We start from the raw sequence: 20383 nt of genomic DNA on the forward strand, positions 1-20383 counted from the left end.
CAGATGCGTGCTCATCACGTTCCCCTTGTCGATACCTTTCATCACCAGCCGAACTTCGCTTCCACGCCGACATAATCGGCGTTGCGCGCGCCGAGTGAGCGCAGCGAATCGCCCACCTCGAAATGCACTGCTTCGAGCGCGAGCGCCACGTTGTCGCTCACCAGCCAGTCGGCGCGCACCTGCGCATACATGCCCGTCCAGCGGTTGCCCTTGCCCGCCGTGCCCGGCACCACCGCCATGCCCTGGCCGTAGACGGCATCCGCCGTCGTGTCGCGCCACTGGAAACCCAGTGCCGTGAGCAGCGTCACCTTGGGCGTGACCTTGAACGTGAGCGAAGGCTTCACGTGAATCAGGTTGCTGTAGCCCGTGTAGCCCGCGAGCGTGAAGTAGTAGCCATTCGGGAAAAGCGGATTGAACGTCTCCACGCGGCCGTCGCCGGGATGCCGGTCGCCCGATGCGCCGTCGACCTGGATCCCCAGGCGCGGCGTGCCCGGCAGCGCCGCGAACGTATAACCGCCCAGCGCGCCGAACGCCCACGCACCCACCGTATCCGCGCCCACGTGGCCGGTCTGCACCATGCCTTCCACGTCCCAGTCGAACTGCGCCTGCTTGCCCGCGTAGCGCGCGTCGAACACGTCGCGCCGCTCGTTGCCGCTCGCATCGAGAAAGCGCGCGTTGTCGCGCTCGTAGCGCGACCAGTACGCCGAGAGGTCGCCCGGCCCCGTGTTCACGCGCTCCACGCGCACGCCGCTGAACGTGAGGTGGCCGTTCGAGACGTCGTCGAACACGGCCGCGTCGCGGTACTGCACGGGCTGCGTGAGGTAGCCGATAAAGCGCCACTTGCCGATCTCGTAGTCGGCCCACAGCGCGTCGAACGCCTGGCGCACGTTCGGGCCGTCGCGCACCGAAACGAAACGCTGCAAGTCGAACGCCATTTCCTGGCGCCCCACGCGCGCCTTGAAGGTGCCGCCGCCCACGCCGTAGACGAACGCCACGAACGCCTGCTCGATGTCGAGCGGGTTCTTGTCCACGGGTGTGACGGAGTCCTTACCGAATGGCCGCGCGTCTTCGAGCTGGAAGAACGCCTGCACGTGCTCGCCGAAGCGCGCGTCGGCGTGGACTTCGGCGCGCTGGATCACCCAGTTGTCGGGCCGCGCGCTGCCAAGGCCGAAGAGCGGCGTGTTGTTGAGTTCGAAGCGCTCGCGCAGGTTCGCGCCGAGCGAGAGATACCAGGTGGGATCGTTCCTCGAAAGCGGGATGTACTTGAGCCCGTCAAACGGCCTGCGCGGCAGGCACGGATTCGCAAGCACGCCCCAGTTTTCCTGCCAGCGGTTGAAGCCGGGCACGGGGCGTTTGACGTCGCACGTGGGCGGGCTTTCCGGCACGTTCGTTGCCGTCTGCGCAAAGGCGGCAGGGGCGCCCATCATCAGCAGCCCGGCGGCAGCCGCGAAGCCCGCGGCCCTCTTCTTTCGACGCCCGCGCGTCGTGCTCGACACCATGTTTTTCCTTGCCTTTCCTGCCGTTCTTGATCGCATCATGCGGGGCCGGCCGTCGCCGCGCGCTCGTGCTCGCCCGTCGTCCACGCCAGCACAGCCAGCGCACACGCGGGCACGAGCAGCGCCCAGAAGCCCACGTAGCGCAGGCCCAGCGCTCCGCCGATCGCCCCCGCCGCAAACGCCGCGATGGCCGGCATCATCTTCGCGAACCGCGCTCGCGCCGCCTCGCGCACGCTCTCCGGCGTGCCCGCATACAGCATGTCCACCACGTCCAGGATCGCCTGCGTGACGTTGCCCGTCATCACCGTGTTCGGCACGGCGGGCCGCACGATCAGCCGCGGATGCGCGTTCTGCACCCCCATCGCGAACGCGCCCAGCACGCCGGCCACCACCACCGGCAGCGTGTCGGGCTGCGCGACCGGCGACGCCCGGACGCCCGCCAGGCAGAAGCCCAGCATCAGCACCGCCTGCACCGCGTGAAGCAGCCGCGCGCCCTGGCGCGCGTGCCGCCCGCTGAGCGAGCGCAGCAGCACGCTGCTGCCCGCCACGCCCGCACCGAACGCCGGGAACACGATCAGCTTGAGGAGCACGCCCTGTCCGTAGCCCGCCACCCCCGCGCCGATCAGCACGAAGTTGCCCGTGACGTGCGCCGTGAAGAGCCCGAACAGCGCCACGAAGCTCAGCGTGTCCACATAGCCCGCCACCGCCGCCAGGATCGTGTCCTCGTGTTTCATTGCGCCGCGCTGGCGTGGATTTCCGCGATGTAGCCGCCCGGGAACTGCACGATCGCCGCGTTGCGTCCGTCCGAGCTGAACGGCGCCACGAGCACCTTCACGCCCGCGGCCTGCGCCTTTTGCAGCGTCTCGTCGAGATTCGCCACCTCGTAACCGGTCGTTTCGTGCCCGAACGGATAGGGCAGGTGGCCGTCCGTCACCAGCACGGTCATCTTGCCGAAGCCCGATTCGATGCGCACACGGCGATACGTCTCGCCCGGCCGGCCGATCTCGATGCCCGGCGCCTTCGCGTCATCGGACACCACCTTGCCGTGCGAGAACTTCACGAAGTCGTGCACCAGCTTGTGCAGGCTTTTCGGCGAAACGTACACGCGGTTCTCGGGCACCGTCTTAAGCGCATCGTAGTGCGGGGCTGCGTTATGCCAGTACAGCTGCATGTTCACGCCGTCCGCCCACGAGATGATCGCGTCGCGCCCCACCGGATCGGGGAAGGTGTCGACGATCACGTCCGCGCCGTGCGCGCGCGCCGCCTTCACCGCCGCGTCCATGTCGGTCACGAGGTAGCCGGTGCGCTCCGAGCCGAAGGGATACGGCACCGGCGTCTTGAAGCCGAACACCGAGATCGTGCCCGAGGGCGTGAACACGAGCTGCGACATCGTCTGGCTCGGCGTGGGCGTGACCTGGAACACGCCCTGCTTCGACTTGCTGCCGCCGAAGGTCGCCACGAAGCTGTCCGTGAAGCGGTCGAAATCTTCCGGGGCAACGTACACGTGCGTCGTGTCGTACTGCGCACCCACCGCCACGGACGGTGTTTCGGACTCCATCACAGGCGGCTTCGCGAACGACGCGGGCGCGGTGACAAGACCGCCCGCCACCATCAGCGCGAGCAGGACAGAACGAAATGCTTTCATCGTCGAATTTCCTTGTTTCATCATTGGTTTGTGCGGATCACTCACGGTCGGCGCCGCGCACATCCTCCAGCAGCGTGGCCAGCACGAGCGCCGCGATCAGCCCGAGGTGCTCGAAAAAACTGTTCAGCGCCATGAAGCGCGCGGCGCCCGTATGGTTCCAGAAGTCGTTGGCGACCAGCATGGCCACGAGCGTGAGCACGCCCAGCGCGCCCGCGCCCAGCCACGTGAAGCGGCGCAGCACCACGCACAGCGAGCCGCCGATCTCCACCACGATCGCGAACGCGGCCCACAGCGCGGGCGGATGCAGCCCGAAATGCGCCTGCTCCGCGACCGCCGCATTGAAGTCCAGCAGCTTGTTCACGCCGCCGATCAGCCATGCCGAAACCAGCGCGACGCGCACGAACGGCGCCACCCACGGCTGCGCGAGCAGCGCGCGAATCCACGCCGGGTTGCCCCGGCCCGTGAGCGCCGCCACCTCAGATCGCCCAGCACGAACAGCCGAACGCGCCCCAGAAGCCCTTCGCATCCGAGGTCGGCAGCGCGCTGCCCCAGGCGCTGCCGTGCGCATGGCCATGCAGGTTGCACGCACTCGCGCACGCGCACAGCGCCGCGGCCGCCGCGCGCTGCAACGGCGCGCCGCTCTGCTGCGTCGCGCCCCAGCCGCCGTAGCCGCCATACTGGCGCACCGGCGACCAGTCGGGCATCGCGGGCGGGATCGGCGCGTCGTGCTCCGAGAACGGGCCCGCGCCCCACACGATCCGGCCGTCCACCACCGTGAGCAGCGCCGTGGTATCCGCGATATCGTCCTCGGCGCAGGCGAAGAAGTCGCGGTCCGGCACCATCAGGTCGGCCAGCTGCCCCACCGCGATACGGCCTTTCTTGCCCTCTTCGTTCGAGAACCATGTGACGTACTCGGTCCACATGCGCAGCGCCGTTTCTCGATCGAGCAGATCGCGCTGCGCATACAGGCGCAGGCCGCCCACCGTCCGGCCGCTCACGAGCCAGGCGAGCGACACCCACGGGTTGTACGACGCCACGCGCGTGGCGTCGGTGCCCGCGGAGACCTTGATGCCCTTCGAGAGCATCTTCGCCACGGGCGGCGTGGCCTCGGCCGCGCGCGCACCATAGCGCTCCACGAAATACTCGCCCTGGTACGCCATGCGGTGCTGCACGGCAATGCCGCCGCCCAGCGCCGCGATGCGGTCCAGCGAGCGATCCGAAACCGTCTCCGCGTGATCGAAGAACCAGTTCAGGCCTTCGAGCGGGATGTCGCGGTTGACCTTCTCGAACACGTCCAGCGCGCGGCTGATCGTTTCATCGTAGGTCGCGTGCAGCCGCCACGGCCAGCGGTTCTGCGCGAGCACGCGCACGACGCCTTCGAGCTCGCCCTCCATCTCCGGCGGCAGCTCCGGGCGCGCCACGCGGAAGTCCTCGAAGTCGGCCGCCGAGAACACCAGCATCTCGCCCGCGCCGTTATGCCGGAAGTAGTCCGAACCATCGTGATACTTCACGCTCTGCGTCCAGTTCACGAAGTCCTCCTTCTCCGCATCGGGCTTCTGCGTGAAGAGGTTGTACGCGATGCGCACCGTCATCTCGCCCGCGTCGTGCAGCTTGCGGATGACCTCGTAGTCGTCCGGATAGTTCTGCGAACCGCCGCCCGCGTCGATGGCGCCCGTCACGCCCAGGCGGTTCAGCTCGCGCATGAAATGGCGCGTGGAGTTGTACTGGTACTCGGCCGGCAGCTTCGGCCCCTTGGCCAGCGTCGCGTAGAGGATCGTCGCGTTCGGATTGGCGAGCAGCAGGCCCGTGGGCGTGCCCGTGGCGTCGCGCAGGATCGTGCCGCCCGGCGGCTCCGGCGTGTCCTTCGTATAGCCCACCACGCGCAGCGCGGCGGCGTTCAGCAGCGCGCGGTCGTACAGGTGCAGGATGAACACGGGCGTGTCGGGCGCGGCCGCGTTGAGTTCCTCGATGGTGGGCAGGCGCTTCTCGGCGAACTGGTGCTCCGTGAAGCCGCCGACCACGCGCACCCATTGCGGTGCGGGCGTGATCGCGACCTGCTGTTTGAGCATCTCCATGGCCACGGCGAGCGAGCGCACGCCGTCCCAGCGCAGCTCCATGTTGTAGTTCAGGCCGCCGCGGATAAGATGCAGGTGATTGTCGATCAGGCCGGGCAGCACGGGGCGGCCCTGCAAGTCGATCACGCGCGTGGCGCGCCCCGCGAGCGGCATGACGTCGGCCTCGCTGCCGACCGCGACGAAGCGGCCGTTGGCGATGGCCACGGCGCTGGCGAGCGGGTTGGTGCGGTCCAGCGTGGTGATGCGTGCGTTATGAAGAATGAGATCGGGTTGGCTGTCGGTTGCGCTCACGGGCGTTTCCTCACGTTGGTTAAAGACCCAGCAGCGGCTTCAGGGCAGGCACGGCCTGCGCGCCGATCACCATGCCCAGCAAGCCAACCAGGGCGATCAGCGGGGGCGCGGGCGAACGGACCTTGATCACGCTGTAGATCACGCCGATGAGCACGCCCGCGCCCAGTGACACCAGATAAGATTCCATGCGGTCGGCCTCGCGGTCGGATTAGAATGCAGGACAGGGCTGCCGGGAATGCGCCCCCGGGGGTTCTGCTTGCAGCGGTTCCTGCATCGGTTGGTTGTCCTGATTGACATCACAGGCGCGCTGGACATTCATCGAATTCACTCTCACCATGCAACCCCTTCCTGATCTTGAAGCCTGGGCCATCTTCGCGCGCGTCGTCGAAACGGGCTCGTTCGCGAAAGCGGCCAACCTGCTCGGCATTTCGCAGCCGACCGTTTCGAAGGCCATCGCACGCCTCGAGCAGCGACTCGGCACCATGCTGTTCTACCGAACCTCGCGCAAGCTCTCGCTCACGCCGACCGGCGAACTGCTGCGCGACCGTGCGATCCGCCTGCTCGCCGACGCCGAGACCATCGAATACGATGCGTCCGCGCAGGCGCTGGAACCGCACGGCATCGTGCGCGTGAACGCGCCGATGTCGTTCGGGCAGCGGCATCTCGCACCGCTGTTGCCGGTCTTTCTCGAACGCTACCCGAAGGTCGACGTGGACCTCGTGCTGACCGATCATCTGGTCGATATCGTCTCGGGCGGCTTCGATGTCGCGATCCGCATTGCGGATCTCACCGATTCCTCGCTGCGCGCGCGCCGCCTTTGCGCCGTGCGCCGACCGCTCGTCGCCGCGCCCGCCTACCTCGACCGGCACGGCAGGCCCACGCATCCGCGCGAACTGGAGCGCTACGCGAGCCTCATCTACACGAACCTGCCGACGCCCGAACTCTGGCGTTTCCGGCAGATCGTTTCAGGCGAGGAATACGCAGTGCCGGTGCGTGGGCGCGTGCGGACGAACAACGCCGACGTGATCCTGCCCGCACTGATCGCAGGCCACGGCCTCGCGCTTCAGCCTGAATTCCTCGTATGGGACGCACTGGAGCGCGGCGAACTGGAGGAGGTCATGTGCGACTGGCGCATCAACGACATCAATGTCAATCTCGTCACGCCGCCTGGCATGCTGCGCGCCGCGCGTGTGACCGTTCTGCTCGACTATCTCGTCGAGCATCTGGCGCACGCGCCTTGGGCATTGTCGGAGGCCTGACGGTGAGAGCCGCCAGCGGCGCTACGCGCGCCGCCGGCGGTGCCAGTCAATACCTCTCCACACTCATTTCGCCGGCACGGCCGCGAGCAATTCATGCGGCACAGCCGTGCGCTGCGGCGTCTTGTGAACCATCGTGTACGCGTAATCCACGCCCATGCCGTACGCGCCCGAATGCTCCTTCGCAATCGCCATCACGGCGTCGTAAGTCTCGCGATGTGCCCAGTCGCGTTGCCATTCGAGCATGACCTGTTGCCAGGTGACCGGCACGACGCCGGCCTGGATCATGCGCTGCATGGAGAAGTCGTGCGCGTCCTTCGAGGTGCCGCCCGAAGCGTCGGCAACCATGTAGATCTCGTAGTCGCCTTCGAGCATCGCGCACAGCGCAAAGGTCGTGTTGCAGACTTCCGTCCACAGGCCGGCAACGACCACCTTCTTGCGGCCGTTCGCGGCGAGCGCGTCGCGCACTTTCTGGTCGTCCCACGAGTTCATCGACGTGCGCTCCAGCAGCTTCTTGCCCGGGAACACATCGAGCAGTTCCGGGTACGTGTAGCCCGAGAAGCTTTCCGTTTCGACCGTCGTGATCGTGGTGGGAATGTCGAACACCTTGGCGGACTTGGCCAGCGCCACCACGTTGTTCTTCAGTACCTGGCGGTCGATCGACTGCACGCCAAAGGCCATTTGCGGCTGCTGATCGATGATGATCAACTGGCTGTTTTGCGGAGTGAGAACTTCAAGCTTCGAATTGCTCATGACGTCAGTGCCCTTTGAACCGGAGAGAGGAGAAGCCGCCTCGCCGGCGCGGCCGGGAGGCGATCGATATGCGTGACGCTGGGAAGCGGCACTATCCAGCTGCAAACATTTGACACGTAAATGCGGCGGATGGACATCCAAGAAATGGAATCGATTCAATTCCAGAATTTGCATGACGGATGAGGCGATTGCGTCTTTTCTAATTGCGCCAAACCCGATACGCTTGCGAGAAATTTTTGGGCGCGGCAATTCGCGTGGCGGTTGCGTGACGATTGCGTAACGATTACGCGCCGCCGATCACCGATTGCCAATTGCCAATTGCCGGCTCACGGCTCAAGAGACTCGCGACATGAAACCATATGTGCTTTCACTGGCTGCCGGACTGCTGGCCGGCGTCATTTACAGCCTGATGGGCGTGCAGTCGCCGGCGCCGCCCATCATTGCGCTGATCGGTCTGCTGGGCATGCTGGCCGGTGAGCAGATTCTTCCTCTCGCGCGCCGCATGCTGGGAGGGCTCAAGCTCAACGCGGCATGGCGTGACGCCAAATGCAGCCAGCACATGTTCGGCTCGCTGCCGGGCGGGAACGCACAGGGCGGCACGACAAAGGAGCCGCACTCGTCGTGAGGCGGCTTCACTCCGGCATGTGAGTGCGCGGGCCCACCATGAAAGGTCCGTGACTGTTGCTTACTCCGGAGCAAACGGCGGCGGCATCGAACGCATGTATCGATTCGCTTCCTCGCAGGCAAGCTCGGCCACGAAACGGATGGCGTCGGACGCCCGGCTCTCGAGATAGCTGACCACCAGCGCCTGCGGCTGCAAAGGCATGTCGAAGTGAATGATCTCCAGCTCTCCGCGGTCCACCTGCTCCTTCACGGGCGGCAGCGGCATCATCGCATTGCCCAGGCCGCATTTGACGAGCCGGACGATCGCCGAAATGGAATTGACGCAATGCACCCGGCCCATCGGCATGCCGGCCCGTTTATACACGTCCTTGAGCACGAGATAAGGCTGCGAGCCCCGGCTCATCGTGGCGACAGGGCCCGAGAGAATCGCCCGCAGATCCGCGCGCGATTCCAGCGGGTCGCCCGGGCGCCCCACCCAGCCCATTGCCATGGGAAGGCAGCTTCTGCTGACCACGCCGTCGCCAATCATCTGATCAGTCTGTAGCGCGATATCGACCTCGCCGTCGCGCAAGCTCCGGTTCAATCGCTCCGTCGATTCGGCGCTCAACTGCACCTCGATGCCGGGGTACGAAGACTGAAGATGCTGCACGAACCCGACCAGCCAGGTGTGGACGATCGTATCGATGACGCCGATGCGCACACCGCCCAGCAGCTTCTGGTCGGTGCGCCCAAGCTGCATGATGTCGCTCTGCAATTCGAGCATGCGCTCGCCATAGCTGATCAGGCGCAGGCCAACCGGGGTCAGGCGCAGATCGCCGGGGTCGCGTATGAATACGCGCGCGCCGATCTCCTCCTCCAGCGCCGCGATGCGGTTCGAAATGGTCGCCTGACTCACATGCAGCCGCTCCGCTGCGGCCCGGAAGCTCCCGAGTTCCACGACCAGCATGAAACTCTCAAGAAATCGCGTATTCATTGCCCTTTATCGTCCGAATCCTGGTTAGGGGTTTTCCCGGCTATCAGCCGGCGCCTGCCCGGCGCGCGCCCCGTCATAGCTTGCCTGAAAAGAAAAATCTATCAAGGCACCGAAGAAAATCCCGTTTGCCCGCCCTTTTTTGAGTTGTGACGATGAGGCGTCCAACAATTCGAGGAAGAGCGAGTGATGAAACCTGAACAACGCGGGATGCTGTTCGTCGCGGCCGATGTGAGTCGCGAAGACGAGGAAGAGTTCAACCTGTGGTATGACCGCGAGCACCTCGAAGACCGCGTGCGGATGGACGGCGTGATCGCCGCGTCGCGCTATGTCGCTATCGACGGCGGCCCCAAATACCTCGCGCTGTACTGGGCTCAATCGTTGCAGGCGTTCGATTCGCCGGCGTATGCGCACGCCTTCGCACACCAGACCCCGTGGTCCGTGAAAGTGCTGCCAAAGATGCTTGCCCCGAAGCGACGCATCGGCGGACTCAGTGCGGAGGTCGGCCGGGGCCATGGCGGTTTCGTTGCCGTGCTGCCCTTGCGTTTGGACGCACAACCCGCGCAATCGAATGACCAACTGAGCGAACAATGCGCAGCGCTGGGCAATCGCCTCTCGCAGCGACCCGATTTTGTCCGCTCCTGCCTTCTCACGCCCAGCGACGCACTGAGCCGCCCGTTGCCGCTGGAGGATCTGGGCACGCGCCGCATGGAACCGATCTTCATTATCGAAGGCAGCACGGCGTCGTTCAGCGAGTCCGCGCTGCAAGAAGCCCTGGCTGAACTGCCCTGCGCGCCCAACGCAGCCGCGCGCTACGCGCTCTCATTGAACCTCGACTCCCGGGAGTGTGCGTAATGGAGCACTCGTCCACCCTGCCTCAGCCACAACCCGTCGAACTGGACAGCAGTGCGAAAAAAACGCCCTCGATGGCCAGGCTCGCCGCGGCAAGCTCGATTGGAACGACGCTCGAATGGTTCGACTTCACGGTCTATAACCTGATGGCCGCGCTCGTCTTCAACGCGCTGTTCTTCCCCTCGTTCGATCCCCTCTCGGGGACCATCCTCGCGTTCTCGACCTACGCGGTGGGCTACCTCTCGCGGCCGTTCGGCGGCGTCGTCTTCGGGCATCTGGGCGACAAGCTCGGGCGGCGCTTCGTGCTCGTCGCCACCCTCGTCATGATGGGCACGGCGACCGGCCTGATGGGCCTGTTGCCCACCTACCAGGCGTGGGGCGTCTGGAGCCCCGTCCTGCTCGTGGCGCTGCGCTTCCTGCAAGGCGCGGCAATCGGCGGCGAATGGGCCGGCGCGGTGCTGCTCTCGATGGAGCACGGCGACCAGCAGCGGCGCGGCCGCAATGCCGCCTGGGCCCAGGTCGGCCCGGCGGGCGGCACCCTGCTTGGCGCAGGCTTCCTCGCGCTGTGCACGGCCACCTTGTCGGCGGACGCCTTCCAGTCGTGGGGCTGGCGCATCCCCTTCCTTTCGAGCGCGGTGCTCGTGGCGTTCGGGCTGTGGCTGCGTCGCGGCGTGGATGAAACGCCGATGTTCAAGCAACTCGAGCAACATCATCACAAGGTCGAAATGCCGGTCAAGGAAGTCTTTGGCGGCCACTGGCGGCGGCTTCTGATCGCGGGGGGCGTGCGCATCGGCTCGGACATCGTCTACGGACTCCTGATCATCTTCACGCTCACCTACGTGACGAGCGTGCTGCACCTTCCCCGCTCGCTCGCCTTGCTCGCGACCATGCTCGGCGCGATGCTGCACGCCGTGTGCGTGCCGCTGTTCGGCGGCCTTTCGGATCGTCTGGGACGTCGCGCCGTTTATGCCGCCGGGGCCGCGCTCTCCATTGTCTGGGCGTTCGCGTACTTCTATCTGATGAACACCCGCCAGCCGGCCGGCGTATGCCTTGCCGTCGTGGTCGGCATGCTGTTCCAGGCCATGATGTACGGCCCTCAGGCCGCATTCGTCACGGAGCAGTTCCCCACCCGCGTCCGCTATGCGGGGGCCTCGCTCGCGGCCACGCTCGGAGGAATCATCGGCGGCGCGTTCGGGCCGCTCGTGTTTGCCAGCCTCTACAAGACGTATCAGTCAACGACCGCGATTTGCCTGTATGTCGCCGCCGGTCTCGCGCTCACCCTGATCTGTCTGCTCTGTGCGAAGGAAACCGCGGGAAAGCCGTTAGCGGAATGATCCCGCGCGTGAGGCTCGGGCGCGTTCTCACACCGCCCGCCTCACGTATTTTCGCTTTGCCTGTTTGCCTGTGAATGACGAGAAATACTGAATGAATGCTCCTGTTGAACTACTGGCGCCCGAGCGCCGCGCCGAAGTCGCGCCGCGTATCCACGCGGCGGGTGCGGGCGCGATCCTGTTCGATCCATCCGATGGGCCGAATGCCCGCTTCGACGCCGTGCTGCAACAACGCCTCATCGCGTTGGCACGGCGAATTCGCGAAGTGTTCGGCAACGATGCGTCGCATGAACTGGTGCCCGGCGTGAACAACCTGCTCTTCGTGTTCGATCCGTTGCGCACGCATCCACGCGAGGCAAGGGATCTGCTGCTTCGTCTGTGGGAAACGGTTGAGCCTTCCCGGCAACCGGCGCGGGAAATCGAAATTCCCGTGGTGTATGGCGGACCGGCCGGAGAGGATCTGATCGAACTGGCGAAGGGCGCGTCTCTCGACGTGACCGAGTACATCCGCCGACACGCCAGCACGGTTTATACCGTGGCCTGCATCGGCTCGATGCCGGGCTTCGCGTATATGACCGGCCTGCCGCCGGAACTGCATGTGCCTCGAAGAAAGGTGCCGAGGATGAAAGTCGCGGCCGGCACGGTGATTGTCGGTGGCGCGCAGGCAGGCGTCATGCCTTGCACCGCGCCCTCGGGATGGCACCTGATCGGCGAGACCGACGTCGAAATGTTCAAGCTCGGACGGCCAGAAGCGTGTTTGCTGGCCCCCGGGGACCGCGTCCAGTTTAGTGTGAAGAGGATCGAGCTGTGATTGAAGTCTTGTCGAGCGGCGCCGCCAATCTGATTCAGGATCTGGGGCGCCGTGGATACCTTGATAACGGGCTGAGCCGTGGCGGCGCCATGGACAGCCTCGCCTTGTCGGTCGCCAACGCGATGGTCGGCAATGACGTGCGCGAAGCCGGGATCGAAGTCAGCATGTTCCCCTTCAAGATTCGGAGCACTGAGGATATCGACTTCGCGGTTGCCGGGGCCGATTGCGTCGTCCGGGTCGAAGACGAAATCGTGGCGCCGTGGTGGAGGCGCGCCGCCAAAGCCGGGCAAACCATCGTCATCGAACGCCCGCGCAGAGGTGCACGCGCGTACCTCGCGGTCGGCGGCGGCATCGACGTCGAGATGATCATGGGTTCCCGATCGACCGACCTGAAAGCGAACTTTGGCGGCGTGCAGGGGCGTGGCCTGAAACGCGGCGACCAGCTAGGAGCGTGCGAGCCGTACGGCAAGCCGCGGCGGCAGGCAGCCGGCCTTGGCGTCGTTCCCAGGGACCTGCCCGCCTTCTGGCAGGCACTCTCCGCCGGAGAAGTCACAGTCCGCGTGCTGGAGGGCGCCGAGTACGCGCTGTTCGATTCGAGCGCACGAACGGCCTTCGCGCAATCCGCCTATGAGGTCACCGCGGACGCCAACCGGGTTGGCTACCGGCTGAGCGGCGCGCCGCTCGGCCTGGCAGCGCCCGTTGAGTTGCTTTCGCACGGCATCGTACCGGGAACCGTACAGGTTCCGCCGTCCGGTCAACCCATCATTCAACTGGCGGAAGCGAATACCTGTGGTGGCTATCCGAAGATCGCGACCGTCATCGAAGCCGATTTGTGGAAGCTCGCCCAGGCGCCGGTTGGATGCCGCATCCGCTTTGAAAGCGTCGATATCGACACCGCCGTTTGCGCCCTGCAAGAACAAGCCGAGGAACTCGGCCGGATTCGCAACGCGCTTGCGCTGATGGCGCACCGCGCCTGACGCGACACCTTTCGAACATAGCCTGCAAGGAAGACACGACACATGACCACGATAAACAACCGCATTGAGGTCGACCTCAATTCCGATATGGGCGAGGGCTTCGGCCCCTACCGGATGGGCGACGACGACGCCATTCTGAAGATCGTCACCTCGGCCAACGTCGCCTGCGGTCTGCATGCGGGCGACCCGGAGATCATGGCCCGCACGTTCGCACTCGCCAAAGAGCGCGGCGTCGCCATCGGCGCGCACCCGGGCTTCCCCGACCTCTGGGGTTTCGGGCGCCGCATCATTCCGTACTCGACCGGGGAAATCGAGCGCTTCGTCGCCTGGCAGATCGGCGCGGCCGAAGCGCTCGCGCGCTACGCCGGGCACCGTATTACCTACGTGAAGGCGCACGGCGCGCTCGGCAACCTCACGCAAACCGATGAGGACGTCGCGAGAGCCATCGCGCGCGCCATCCAGGCCGTCAATCCGTCGCTCATCTGCATGACCTTCTCCGGCGCGGTGATGGAGCGGGTTTGCCGGGAAATGGGACTGGACGTGCGCAGCGAAGTGTTCGCCGACCGCGCGTACGACGAGGAGGGGCACCTCGTGCCCCGCAAGGTGCCCGGCTCGGTGCTGCACGACGCCGACGAAGCCGCCGCGCGCATGTTGCGGATGGTCCGCGAAGGCGCGATCGAAACGATCTCCGGCCGGATGATCAGGGTTCCTATTGATACCATCTGCGTGCACAGCGACACGCCCGGCGCCATCGAGATGGCAGCAAAGGTACGGCGCACGCTCGAAGAAGCGGGCATCGTGGTCAAGGCGTTCAGCTAAGGGCGGCCCGATGAATCAGGAGTTGATTGACGGACTCATCCGTCTGCTGGAGCGCTCGTCGCTTGACGTGATCGAGTACACGAACGGCGACGAACGCATCAAGCTCGTGCGGGGTGGCGGCGAGCGTTTGCCGCCGCACAAGGCCGATTCCGCTGGGGCCATTGCGCGTCCGTCGGCGGCGCAGTCACCGGACTCGCAAGCCGCCAGCCCGGCCGCACAGGCGCAGCACGTCATCCCGTCCGGAATGACCGGAACCTTCTATCGCGCGCCGGGCCCGGACCAACCCGCATTCGCTTCACCGGGCGATCTCATCGAGGAAGGCCGCACGCTCGGCCTCGTGGAAGCGATGAAACTGCTCAACCCCATCGAGGCGGACCGCGCGGGGCGCCTGATCGAGATTCTCGTGAGTGATGGCGCCGCTGTCGCGCACGACACCCCGCTCTTTGTCATTGAACCGATTTAAGGCCGAGATGTTCCATACCGTACTGATTGCCAATCGCGGCGAAATCGCACTGAGAATTCTGCGCGCCTGCAAGGCATTGGGCCTCAAGACCGTGGCGGTGCACTCGGAAGCCGACGCCGACCTTCGGCACGTGCAACTGGCCGACAAGGCGCTGTGCATCGGCCCCGCGCCTTCCGCGAGAAGTTACCTCAACAAGAACGAGTTGCTGATCGCCGCCCGGTTGACGGACGCCGACGCCATCCACCCGGGCTACGGCTTCCTCTCCGAGAACGCGGGCTTCGCGGAGTCGGTCGAAAACGCGGGACTCACGTTCATCGGACCGACGTCGGCTTCTATCCGGCTAATGGGCGACAAGGTCAGCGCCAAACGCGCAATGAAGGACGCGGGCGTGCCTTGCGTGCCGGGCTCCGATGGCCCGCTGCCCGAAGACGCGGACACCGTTGCCAGCATCGCCGATGCGGTCGGCTATCCGCTGATCGTGAAGGCCGCCGGCGGTGGCGGCGGGCGCGGCATGCGGGTCGTGCACAAACCGGCTGATCTCGCAGCGGCCGTTTCCACGACACGCGAGGAAGCCGCGTCGGCATTCGGCAATCCAACCGTCTATATCGAACGATTTCTCGAACACCCTCGGCACGTGGAAATCCAGGTGCTGGCCGACACGCACGGCAACGCCGTCTGGCTCGGCGAACGCGATTGCTCCATGCAGCGCCGCCACCAGAAAGTCATCGAGGAATCCCCCGCGCCCGGCATCGAACGCGCCGCGATCGGCCGCATCGGCACGCTGTGCGCCGAGGCTTGCGTGAGGACGGGTTATCGTGGCGCGGGCACGTTCGAGTTTCTGTACGAGAACGGCGAGTTCTATTTCATCGAAATGAACACCCGGGTTCAGGTCGAACACCCTGTGACCGAACTGGTCACGGGCGTCGATATCGTCGCGGAGCAACTCCGTGTTGCGATGGGACATCCCCTGTCGATCCGCCAGGACGATATCGAATTGAGAGGACACGCCATCGAATGCCGGATCACGGCGGAGCATCCCTGGAAGTTCACGCCTTCGCCCGGCAAGGTCGAATCGTGGATTGCGCCAGGCGGCCCCGGAATTCGCGTGGAATCGCATCTGTACTCTGGCTACACGATTCCGCCGAATTACGATTCGCTGATCGCGAAACTACTCGCCCATGGAAAAACGCGTGACGAAGCCATTGCGCGCATGCGCGTGGCGCTCGATGAAACCGTGATTGCGGGCGTCGATACGTCAATCCCGCTGCATCGGCAACTGATGGTGGAACCGCAATTCGCCAACGGCGGATTTGATATTCACCATCTCGAACGTCTCATCGAGTCGGGCGCACTTTATAGCAAAGTCGAACAATGAATCTCAAAGATATCGAAGGGTTTGTGACGGCCATGGAATCGGCCGGGCTCGCACGATTCGTCTGCACGGTTGGGAGCGAGAAGCTCAAGCTTGTGCGAACGCCTCAGGTGAATGGCCGCGTGGCGGCACAGCCGGAGCGGGTTGACCGTGATGCGCCTGCGATGGAAACGGTATCGATTCGCTCGCCGTATACGGGCTGTTTTCAGCGCGCGCATCCGCTTGATCCGCAAACGGCGGTGGAGGAGGGATCGCCGGTTTTTGCGGGGCAAGTCATCGGGTATGTACGGGTCGAGTCTGTGCTGTTCCCCGTTATTGCACCGATAGACGCGCGCGTGGAACGACTGCTCGTTGCCGATGGAACGCTGGTGGGTTATGGGGAAAAGCTGATCGAGTTGGGCGGCGACTCGATCAAGGCGAACTCAACGTACACGGGAAATACTTGATGCCTCAGGGGTTCTCCACGCTGTGAAGGTTGGGGTCTGCCGGTGCCAACCCGGCAGACCCCGGAGAAGTGCTTGCCGCCCCTTCAATCCCGAAGATACCCGCCCTCCGCAGGCTCGCGCATAAAAAACGCCACAAGCGCCACCACAGCGCAAGCCGCCGTGACGTACCAGAAGAAAACCGTTTCCACGCCAGCCACCTTCAAAGACAACGCCGCATACTCGGCCGACCCGCCAAACAAGGCGTTCGCAATCGCATAGGGCAGCCCGACGCCTAGCGCGCGCACTTCGGGCGGAAACAGTTCCGCCTTGATGAGGCCGCTAATGGCGGTATAAAAGCTCAAGACGGCCAGCGCGATCACAACAAGAAAAAACGCCCAATACGGACTACTGACGTTTCTGAGCGCGTCGAGCATCGGCACGGTACCGAGCATGGCGAGCACGCCAAACAGCAGCATCGAGCGCCTGCGCCCGATTCGATCGGAAAGCGCGCCGACCACGGGCTGCATGAACATGAAGACGATCAGCGCGGCCATCATCAAGCCACTGGCGGTCTTGACGGACATCCCGGCGCTATTGACCAGATACTTCTGCATGTACGCGGTGAAGGTGTAGTAAGCCAGCGAGCCGCCCGCCGTGAAGCCAATCACCGTCACGACCGAGCGCTTGTGAGCCAGCAGCGCCGCAATCGTCCCGGCTTGCGCGCTATGCCGGGTCCGCGCGGTCGTCGTCTCCTCCAGTGAGCGGCGCAGGTACACCGCCACCAACGCGCCAAGCGCACCCAGCGCGAACGGAATGCGCCAGCCCCACGACACCAGGTCCGCATGCGACAGCCACTGTTGCAGCAAGACGACCACGAACAACGCGGCGATCTGCCCCGCGATGATCGTGACGTACTGGAAGGAGGAGAAAAATCCGCGCCGGCCCGCCTGCGCGATTTCGCTCATGTAGGTCGCGCTCGTCCCGTACTCGCCGCCCACGGAAAGACCCTGCACGCAGCGCGCGGCCAGCAGCAGCGCCGGTGCGGCGACGCCGATCTGCGCATAGGTCGGCAGCAGCGCGATGGCCAGCGACCCGCCGCACATCATCAACACCGACATCAGCATCGCCTTTCGACGGCCGCTGCGGTCGGCGATCCGGCCGAACAGCCAGCCGCCCACGGGTCGCATCAGGAAGCCCGCCGCGAACACACCGGCGGTGTTGAGCAATTCCGTCGTCCGGTTGCCCGAAGGAAAGAACGCATGGGCGAAATACAGCGAACAGTACGAGTAGACGAAAAAATCGAACCACTCGACCATGTTGCCCGCCGAAGCGCCGACGATCGCGCGGATCGTGCGGCGCGTAGCGGCGGCGGCTGGCATCGTGTCCGATGCCAGGGTGTTGACTTTCATAGATGTCTCCTGCCATGAATGGGTGCGCCGGCGATCTGACGCCGCCTGGCGCAAGGAAGTCATTACAAGGTACGCAACCCGGTCCTCTTGATCAGGATTGCTATCGAAGCACGAACGGATTGCCCGTCGCAGCGCCCGTATTGATCCAGACGCTCTTGGTTTGCAGGTACTCGTTGATCGCGTCAATGCCGTTCTCGCGCCCGAGGCCCGAGTCCTTGTAGCCCCCGAACGGCGACATGTAGCTCACGGCGCGGTACGTATTCACCCAGACGGTGCCCGACTCGATGCGCTCGGCCATCCTGAACGCGCGGCCGATGTCGCTCGTCCACACGCCCGCGCCAAGGCCGAAGCGCACGTCGTTCGCAATCGCCACGGCCTCGTCTTCCGTGTCGAAGCGGATCACCGACAGCACCGGTCCGAATACTTCCTCCTGCGCGATGCGCATGTCGTTCCTGACGCCAGTAAAAATGGTCGGCTCCACGAACCATCCGTTTGCGCATTCGTCCCGCGATGCAGCCTTGCCCCCGAGCGCGAGCCCGGCGCCTTCGGCCTGGGCAATGCCGATGTAATGGAGCACCTTCTCGTACTGCGGCGGCGTCGTGATGGGGCCGACCTGTGTGCCCGCGTCCATCGGATCGCCCATGCGCGCCGTTTTCGCGAGCGCGACAACGCGTTCGACCACTTCGTCATGCACGCCGGACTGAACGAGCAGGCGCGAGCCCGCGATGCAGGTTTGGCCGGTCGCCGCGAAAATGCCCGAGACGGCGCCATTTACCGCGTCGTCAAGGTTCGCGTCGTCGAACACGATGTTCGGCGACTTGCCGCCCAGTTCGAGGCCCACATGCTTGAAGTCGCGCGCGGCCTGCTCGTTGATGCGCCGCCCCGTCGCGTCCGCGCCGGTGAACGTGATCTTGCGCACCAGCGGGTGCGATACCAGTTCGCTGCCGACCTCGTTGCCAAAGCCGGTCACGACATTCACGACGCCTCGCGGAAAGCCGACTTCGTCAAGCAGCGCGACGAACTCCAGCGTGGATGCCGAGGTGAACTCGGACGGCTTGATGACGACCGTGCAACCCGCCGCGAGCGCGGGCGCGAGCTTCCACGTCAGCAGCATCAGGGGCGAGTTCCACGGCGTGATGATCGCCGTCACACCCAGCGGTTCGCGGCGCGTGTAGTTGAAGTAGCCCTTCTTGTCCAGCGGGACCACGTCCCCCTGGATCTTGTCGGCGAGGCCGCCGTAGTAGCGGTACCACTGCGGCAGATACTGCAACTGCCCGTGCATCTCGGCGTAAAGCTTGCCGTTGTCGCGCACTTCGATTTCAGCGAGCCGCGACGCGTGCTCCGTGATGCGGTCGGCGAGGCGGTACAGCAACTGTCCGCGCGCACTGGGCGTGAGGTCTTTCCACGCGCCCGAAGAGAAAGCGCGATGCGCCGCGCGAACCGCGCGGTCCACATCCGCCGCGTTGCCGCGCGCGATCTGCGCCCACGGCGCGCCCGTAAACGGATTGTCGCTGTTGAACCACTGACCGCTCGCGGAGTCGCACCGCTCGCCATCGATATAGAGTGAATAGCGCTGCATAGCCGTGTCGCCCGCCATCATCAGAACGGTTGGAAGCCGAGGTGCGCCCGGAATCGATTCTTGACGAACACGCCATCGCGCGGCGGCAATGCACGAGGCGGTTCGTCGGCGCGGATATGCACCTGCACGAGCGTCGGCGCTTTTCGCGCGCTCACGTGCTCGACGACTTGTCCGTAATCCGCCTCGTTCCACACCGCGAACGAGTTCGCGATGCCGAAGCCCTTCGACACGGCGACGAGATCGGTGCCGAGGCTGCTATGGCTTTGCTGCATGCCCGTCTCGCCGTAATGACCGTTATCGAGCACGACGATCGAGAGATTCTTCGGCTGCTTCGCGCCGATCGTGCCGAGCGCGCCGATGCCCATCAGCTGCTCCCCGTCGCCCGTGATCACGACAACGGGCTTCTGCGGCTGCGCGATCGCAAGTCCCAGACCCAGCGCGGCAGCTCCGCCCATCGCGCCCCAGAGATAGAAGTTTGCGTCGCGGTCGCCCGCCGCGAATACGTCATACGACGGCGATCCAAGGCCGCTGACGACGAGCGCGTCGGGCACCCCCGCCAGCACCTGGGCGACGAACTGGCGACGCTCGATCGTCGCGATCCTGTTTTGCTCGCTCATTTACTTTCTCTCCCACTTCTTGCGACCGATAAGGCTTTGCGACAGCAGAACCGCGACCTGCTCGCCGGCTTCGAATGCGGCGTCGAAACCCGCGCTGACGATTTCCTCGACGTCTTCAGGACGATCCGCGCGCAGCACGGTAATCCCCATCAATTCGAGCGCCGCCTGGGTCGTCTTGCCCATCGGCCCCTGCCACGGATTGAATTCCGCGTACTCGCCACGCATGGTCACAACGGTAAAGAAGGGGAAATTGCAGCTACGCAGCAGCGAGAACATGTTCACGCAGTTGCCCACCCCGCTGCTCTGCATGAGCAGCGCGGCGCGCTGCCCGCCGAGCCACGCGCCGCTCACGACGGCCACGCCCTCTTCCTCGGTCGTCAGCACGATGTCCTCGATTTCCGGATCCTCCTTTGCGCGAAGAATCACTCGCGAATGCCCGGCGTCCGGCACGTAGGCGATCTGCCGCACGCCCCCGTCCTTCAACACCGAGAAGATGGACTCCTGCCACGCCGGCGCTTGTCCCGTTGCGGTACTCATGTTGCTGTCTCCTTATCAAAGTTCACGAGTGCATAATAGATTGCGATACGAAGCACGATGAAATAGAGTTTTGTGATGGAA

General features: G+C 65.0%; 22 protein-coding genes. 10 read left to right on the forward strand and 12 right to left on the reverse strand.

From position 1 onward, the window contains the following. Positions 1 to 41 precede the first annotated feature (41 nt). The 6 genes from C7402_RS35760 to C7402_RS35785 are packed head-to-tail and all read right to left on the reverse strand — an operon-like array spanning position 42 to position 5694. Positions 42 to 1499, reverse strand: a complete 1458-nt coding sequence (locus tag C7402_RS35760) for an alginate export family protein (protein WP_208949061.1) — start codon at positions 1497 to 1499, stop codon at positions 42 to 44. Positions 1500 to 1534: 35 nt separating this feature from the next. Beyond that, positions 1535 to 2230 (reverse strand): YoaK family protein, encoded by a 696-nt coding sequence (locus tag C7402_RS35765; RefSeq protein ID WP_116613937.1) that lies wholly within the window; start codon positions 2228 to 2230, stop codon positions 1535 to 1537. Next, positions 2227 to 3141 (reverse strand): VOC family protein, encoded by a 915-nt coding sequence (locus tag C7402_RS35770; RefSeq protein WP_116613938.1) that lies wholly within the window; start codon positions 3139 to 3141, stop codon positions 2227 to 2229. The genes C7402_RS35765 and C7402_RS35770 overlap by 4 nt, the downstream gene beginning before the upstream one ends. Positions 3142 to 3178: 37 nt before the next feature. After that, positions 3179 to 3616 carry a DoxX family protein gene (locus tag C7402_RS35775; RefSeq protein WP_116613939.1) on the reverse strand — a complete coding sequence of 146 codons (438 nt, stop codon included), beginning with the start codon at positions 3614 to 3616 and terminating at the stop codon, positions 3179 to 3181. Between the two features lies 1 nt (position 3617). Next, entirely contained in the window at positions 3618 to 5507 is a 1890-nt protein-coding gene (locus C7402_RS35780; protein ID WP_116613940.1) for an amidohydrolase, read from the reverse strand. A gap of 19 nt (positions 5508 to 5526) precedes the next feature. Next, a complete protein-coding gene (locus tag C7402_RS35785; RefSeq protein ID WP_112178348.1) occupies positions 5527 to 5694 on the reverse strand; it encodes a DUF1427 family protein in 168 nt (55 codons plus the stop codon). A 148-nt stretch (positions 5695 to 5842) separates the two neighbouring features. Here C7402_RS35785 and C7402_RS35790 point away from each other — a divergent pair, with 148 nt between their 5' ends. Next, the gene (locus C7402_RS35790; RefSeq protein ID WP_112175568.1) at positions 5843 to 6766 is read left to right on the forward strand and encodes a LysR family transcriptional regulator; all 924 of its coding nucleotides are present in this window, start codon (positions 5843 to 5845) and stop codon (positions 6764 to 6766) included. A 63-nt stretch (positions 6767 to 6829) separates the two neighbouring features. Here the strand turns inward: C7402_RS35790 and C7402_RS35795 are convergent, their stop codons facing one another. Next, positions 6830 to 7516, reverse strand: a complete 687-nt coding sequence (locus C7402_RS35795) for a hydrolase (protein ID WP_116613941.1) — start codon at positions 7514 to 7516, stop codon at positions 6830 to 6832. A 349-nt stretch (positions 7517 to 7865) separates the two neighbouring features. On the opposite strand from C7402_RS35795, the gene C7402_RS35800 reads away from it, so the two are divergent. Beyond that, positions 7866 to 8141, forward strand: a complete 276-nt coding sequence (locus C7402_RS35800) for a XapX domain-containing protein (RefSeq protein WP_112175565.1) — start codon at positions 7866 to 7868, stop codon at positions 8139 to 8141. Between the two features lie 60 nt (positions 8142 to 8201). On the opposite strand, the gene C7402_RS35805 is transcribed toward C7402_RS35800, so the two are convergent. Beyond that, positions 8202 to 9113: a LysR family transcriptional regulator gene (locus C7402_RS35805; protein WP_112175563.1), complete on the reverse strand. Its 912-nt coding sequence runs from the start codon at positions 9111 to 9113 to the stop codon at positions 8202 to 8204. Between the two features lie 186 nt (positions 9114 to 9299). On the opposite strand from C7402_RS35805, the gene C7402_RS35810 reads away from it, so the two are divergent. The 8 genes from C7402_RS35810 (at position 9300) to C7402_RS35845 (ending at position 16181) form a co-directional block, all read left to right on the forward strand. Next, positions 9300 to 9965: a DUF4286 family protein gene (locus C7402_RS35810; protein WP_133254616.1), complete on the forward strand. Its 666-nt coding sequence runs from the start codon at positions 9300 to 9302 to the stop codon at positions 9963 to 9965. Continuing rightward, positions 9965 to 11296 carry an MFS transporter gene (locus C7402_RS35815; protein WP_116613943.1) on the forward strand — a complete coding sequence of 444 codons (1332 nt, stop codon included), beginning with the start codon at positions 9965 to 9967 and terminating at the stop codon, positions 11294 to 11296. The genes C7402_RS35810 and C7402_RS35815 overlap by 1 nt, the downstream gene beginning before the upstream one ends. A gap of 91 nt (positions 11297 to 11387) precedes the next feature. Next, positions 11388 to 12104 carry a 5-oxoprolinase subunit PxpB gene (gene pxpB / locus C7402_RS35820; protein ID WP_116613944.1) on the forward strand — a complete coding sequence of 239 codons (717 nt, stop codon included), beginning with the start codon at positions 11388 to 11390 and terminating at the stop codon, positions 12102 to 12104. Continuing rightward, the gene (locus tag C7402_RS35825) at positions 12101 to 13081 is read left to right on the forward strand and encodes a 5-oxoprolinase subunit C family protein (protein ID WP_116613945.1); all 981 of its coding nucleotides are present in this window, start codon (positions 12101 to 12103) and stop codon (positions 13079 to 13081) included. The genes pxpB and C7402_RS35825 overlap by 4 nt, the downstream gene beginning before the upstream one ends. Before the next feature lie 42 nt (positions 13082 to 13123). After that, positions 13124 to 13900: a LamB/YcsF family protein gene (locus tag C7402_RS35830; protein WP_112175553.1), complete on the forward strand. Its 777-nt coding sequence runs from the start codon at positions 13124 to 13126 to the stop codon at positions 13898 to 13900. 10 nt (positions 13901 to 13910) lie between these two features. Next, positions 13911 to 14363: an acetyl-CoA carboxylase biotin carboxyl carrier protein gene (locus C7402_RS35835; RefSeq protein ID WP_116613946.1), complete on the forward strand. Its 453-nt coding sequence runs from the start codon at positions 13911 to 13913 to the stop codon at positions 14361 to 14363. Positions 14364 to 14370: 7 nt separating this feature from the next. Then, positions 14371 to 15738 carry an acetyl-CoA carboxylase biotin carboxylase subunit gene (gene accC, locus C7402_RS35840; RefSeq protein ID WP_116613947.1) on the forward strand — a complete coding sequence of 456 codons (1368 nt, stop codon included), beginning with the start codon at positions 14371 to 14373 and terminating at the stop codon, positions 15736 to 15738. After that, complete coding sequence (locus tag C7402_RS35845) at positions 15735 to 16181, forward strand: acetyl-CoA carboxylase biotin carboxyl carrier protein (RefSeq protein WP_116613948.1); 447 nt, start codon at positions 15735 to 15737, stop codon at positions 16179 to 16181. The genes accC and C7402_RS35845 overlap by 4 nt, the downstream gene beginning before the upstream one ends. Before the next feature lie 83 nt (positions 16182 to 16264). Here C7402_RS35845 and C7402_RS35850 read toward each other — a convergent pair whose 3' ends face one another. The 4 genes from C7402_RS35850 to C7402_RS35865 form a co-directional block, all read right to left on the reverse strand. Then, positions 16265 to 17569: an MFS family transporter gene (locus tag C7402_RS35850; RefSeq protein WP_116613949.1), complete on the reverse strand. Its 1305-nt coding sequence runs from the start codon at positions 17567 to 17569 to the stop codon at positions 16265 to 16267. A 100-nt stretch (positions 17570 to 17669) separates the two neighbouring features. After that, positions 17670 to 19148, reverse strand: a complete 1479-nt coding sequence (locus C7402_RS35855; RefSeq protein WP_116614011.1) for an aldehyde dehydrogenase — start codon at positions 19146 to 19148, stop codon at positions 17670 to 17672. Between the two features lie 20 nt (positions 19149 to 19168). Further along, positions 19169 to 19765 (reverse strand): thiamine pyrophosphate-dependent enzyme, encoded by a 597-nt coding sequence (locus C7402_RS35860; protein WP_116613950.1) that lies wholly within the window; start codon positions 19763 to 19765, stop codon positions 19169 to 19171. Beyond that, a complete protein-coding gene (locus tag C7402_RS35865; protein ID WP_112175541.1) occupies positions 19766 to 20302 on the reverse strand; it encodes a phosphonopyruvate decarboxylase in 537 nt (178 codons plus the stop codon). It abuts the gene before it with no gap. Between the last annotated feature and the right edge of the window lie 81 nt (positions 20303 to 20383).

The sequence above is a fragment of the Paraburkholderia unamae genome (assembly GCF_003096875.1).
GTDB classification, from domain to species: Bacteria; Pseudomonadota; Gammaproteobacteria; order Burkholderiales; family Burkholderiaceae; genus Paraburkholderia; species Paraburkholderia unamae.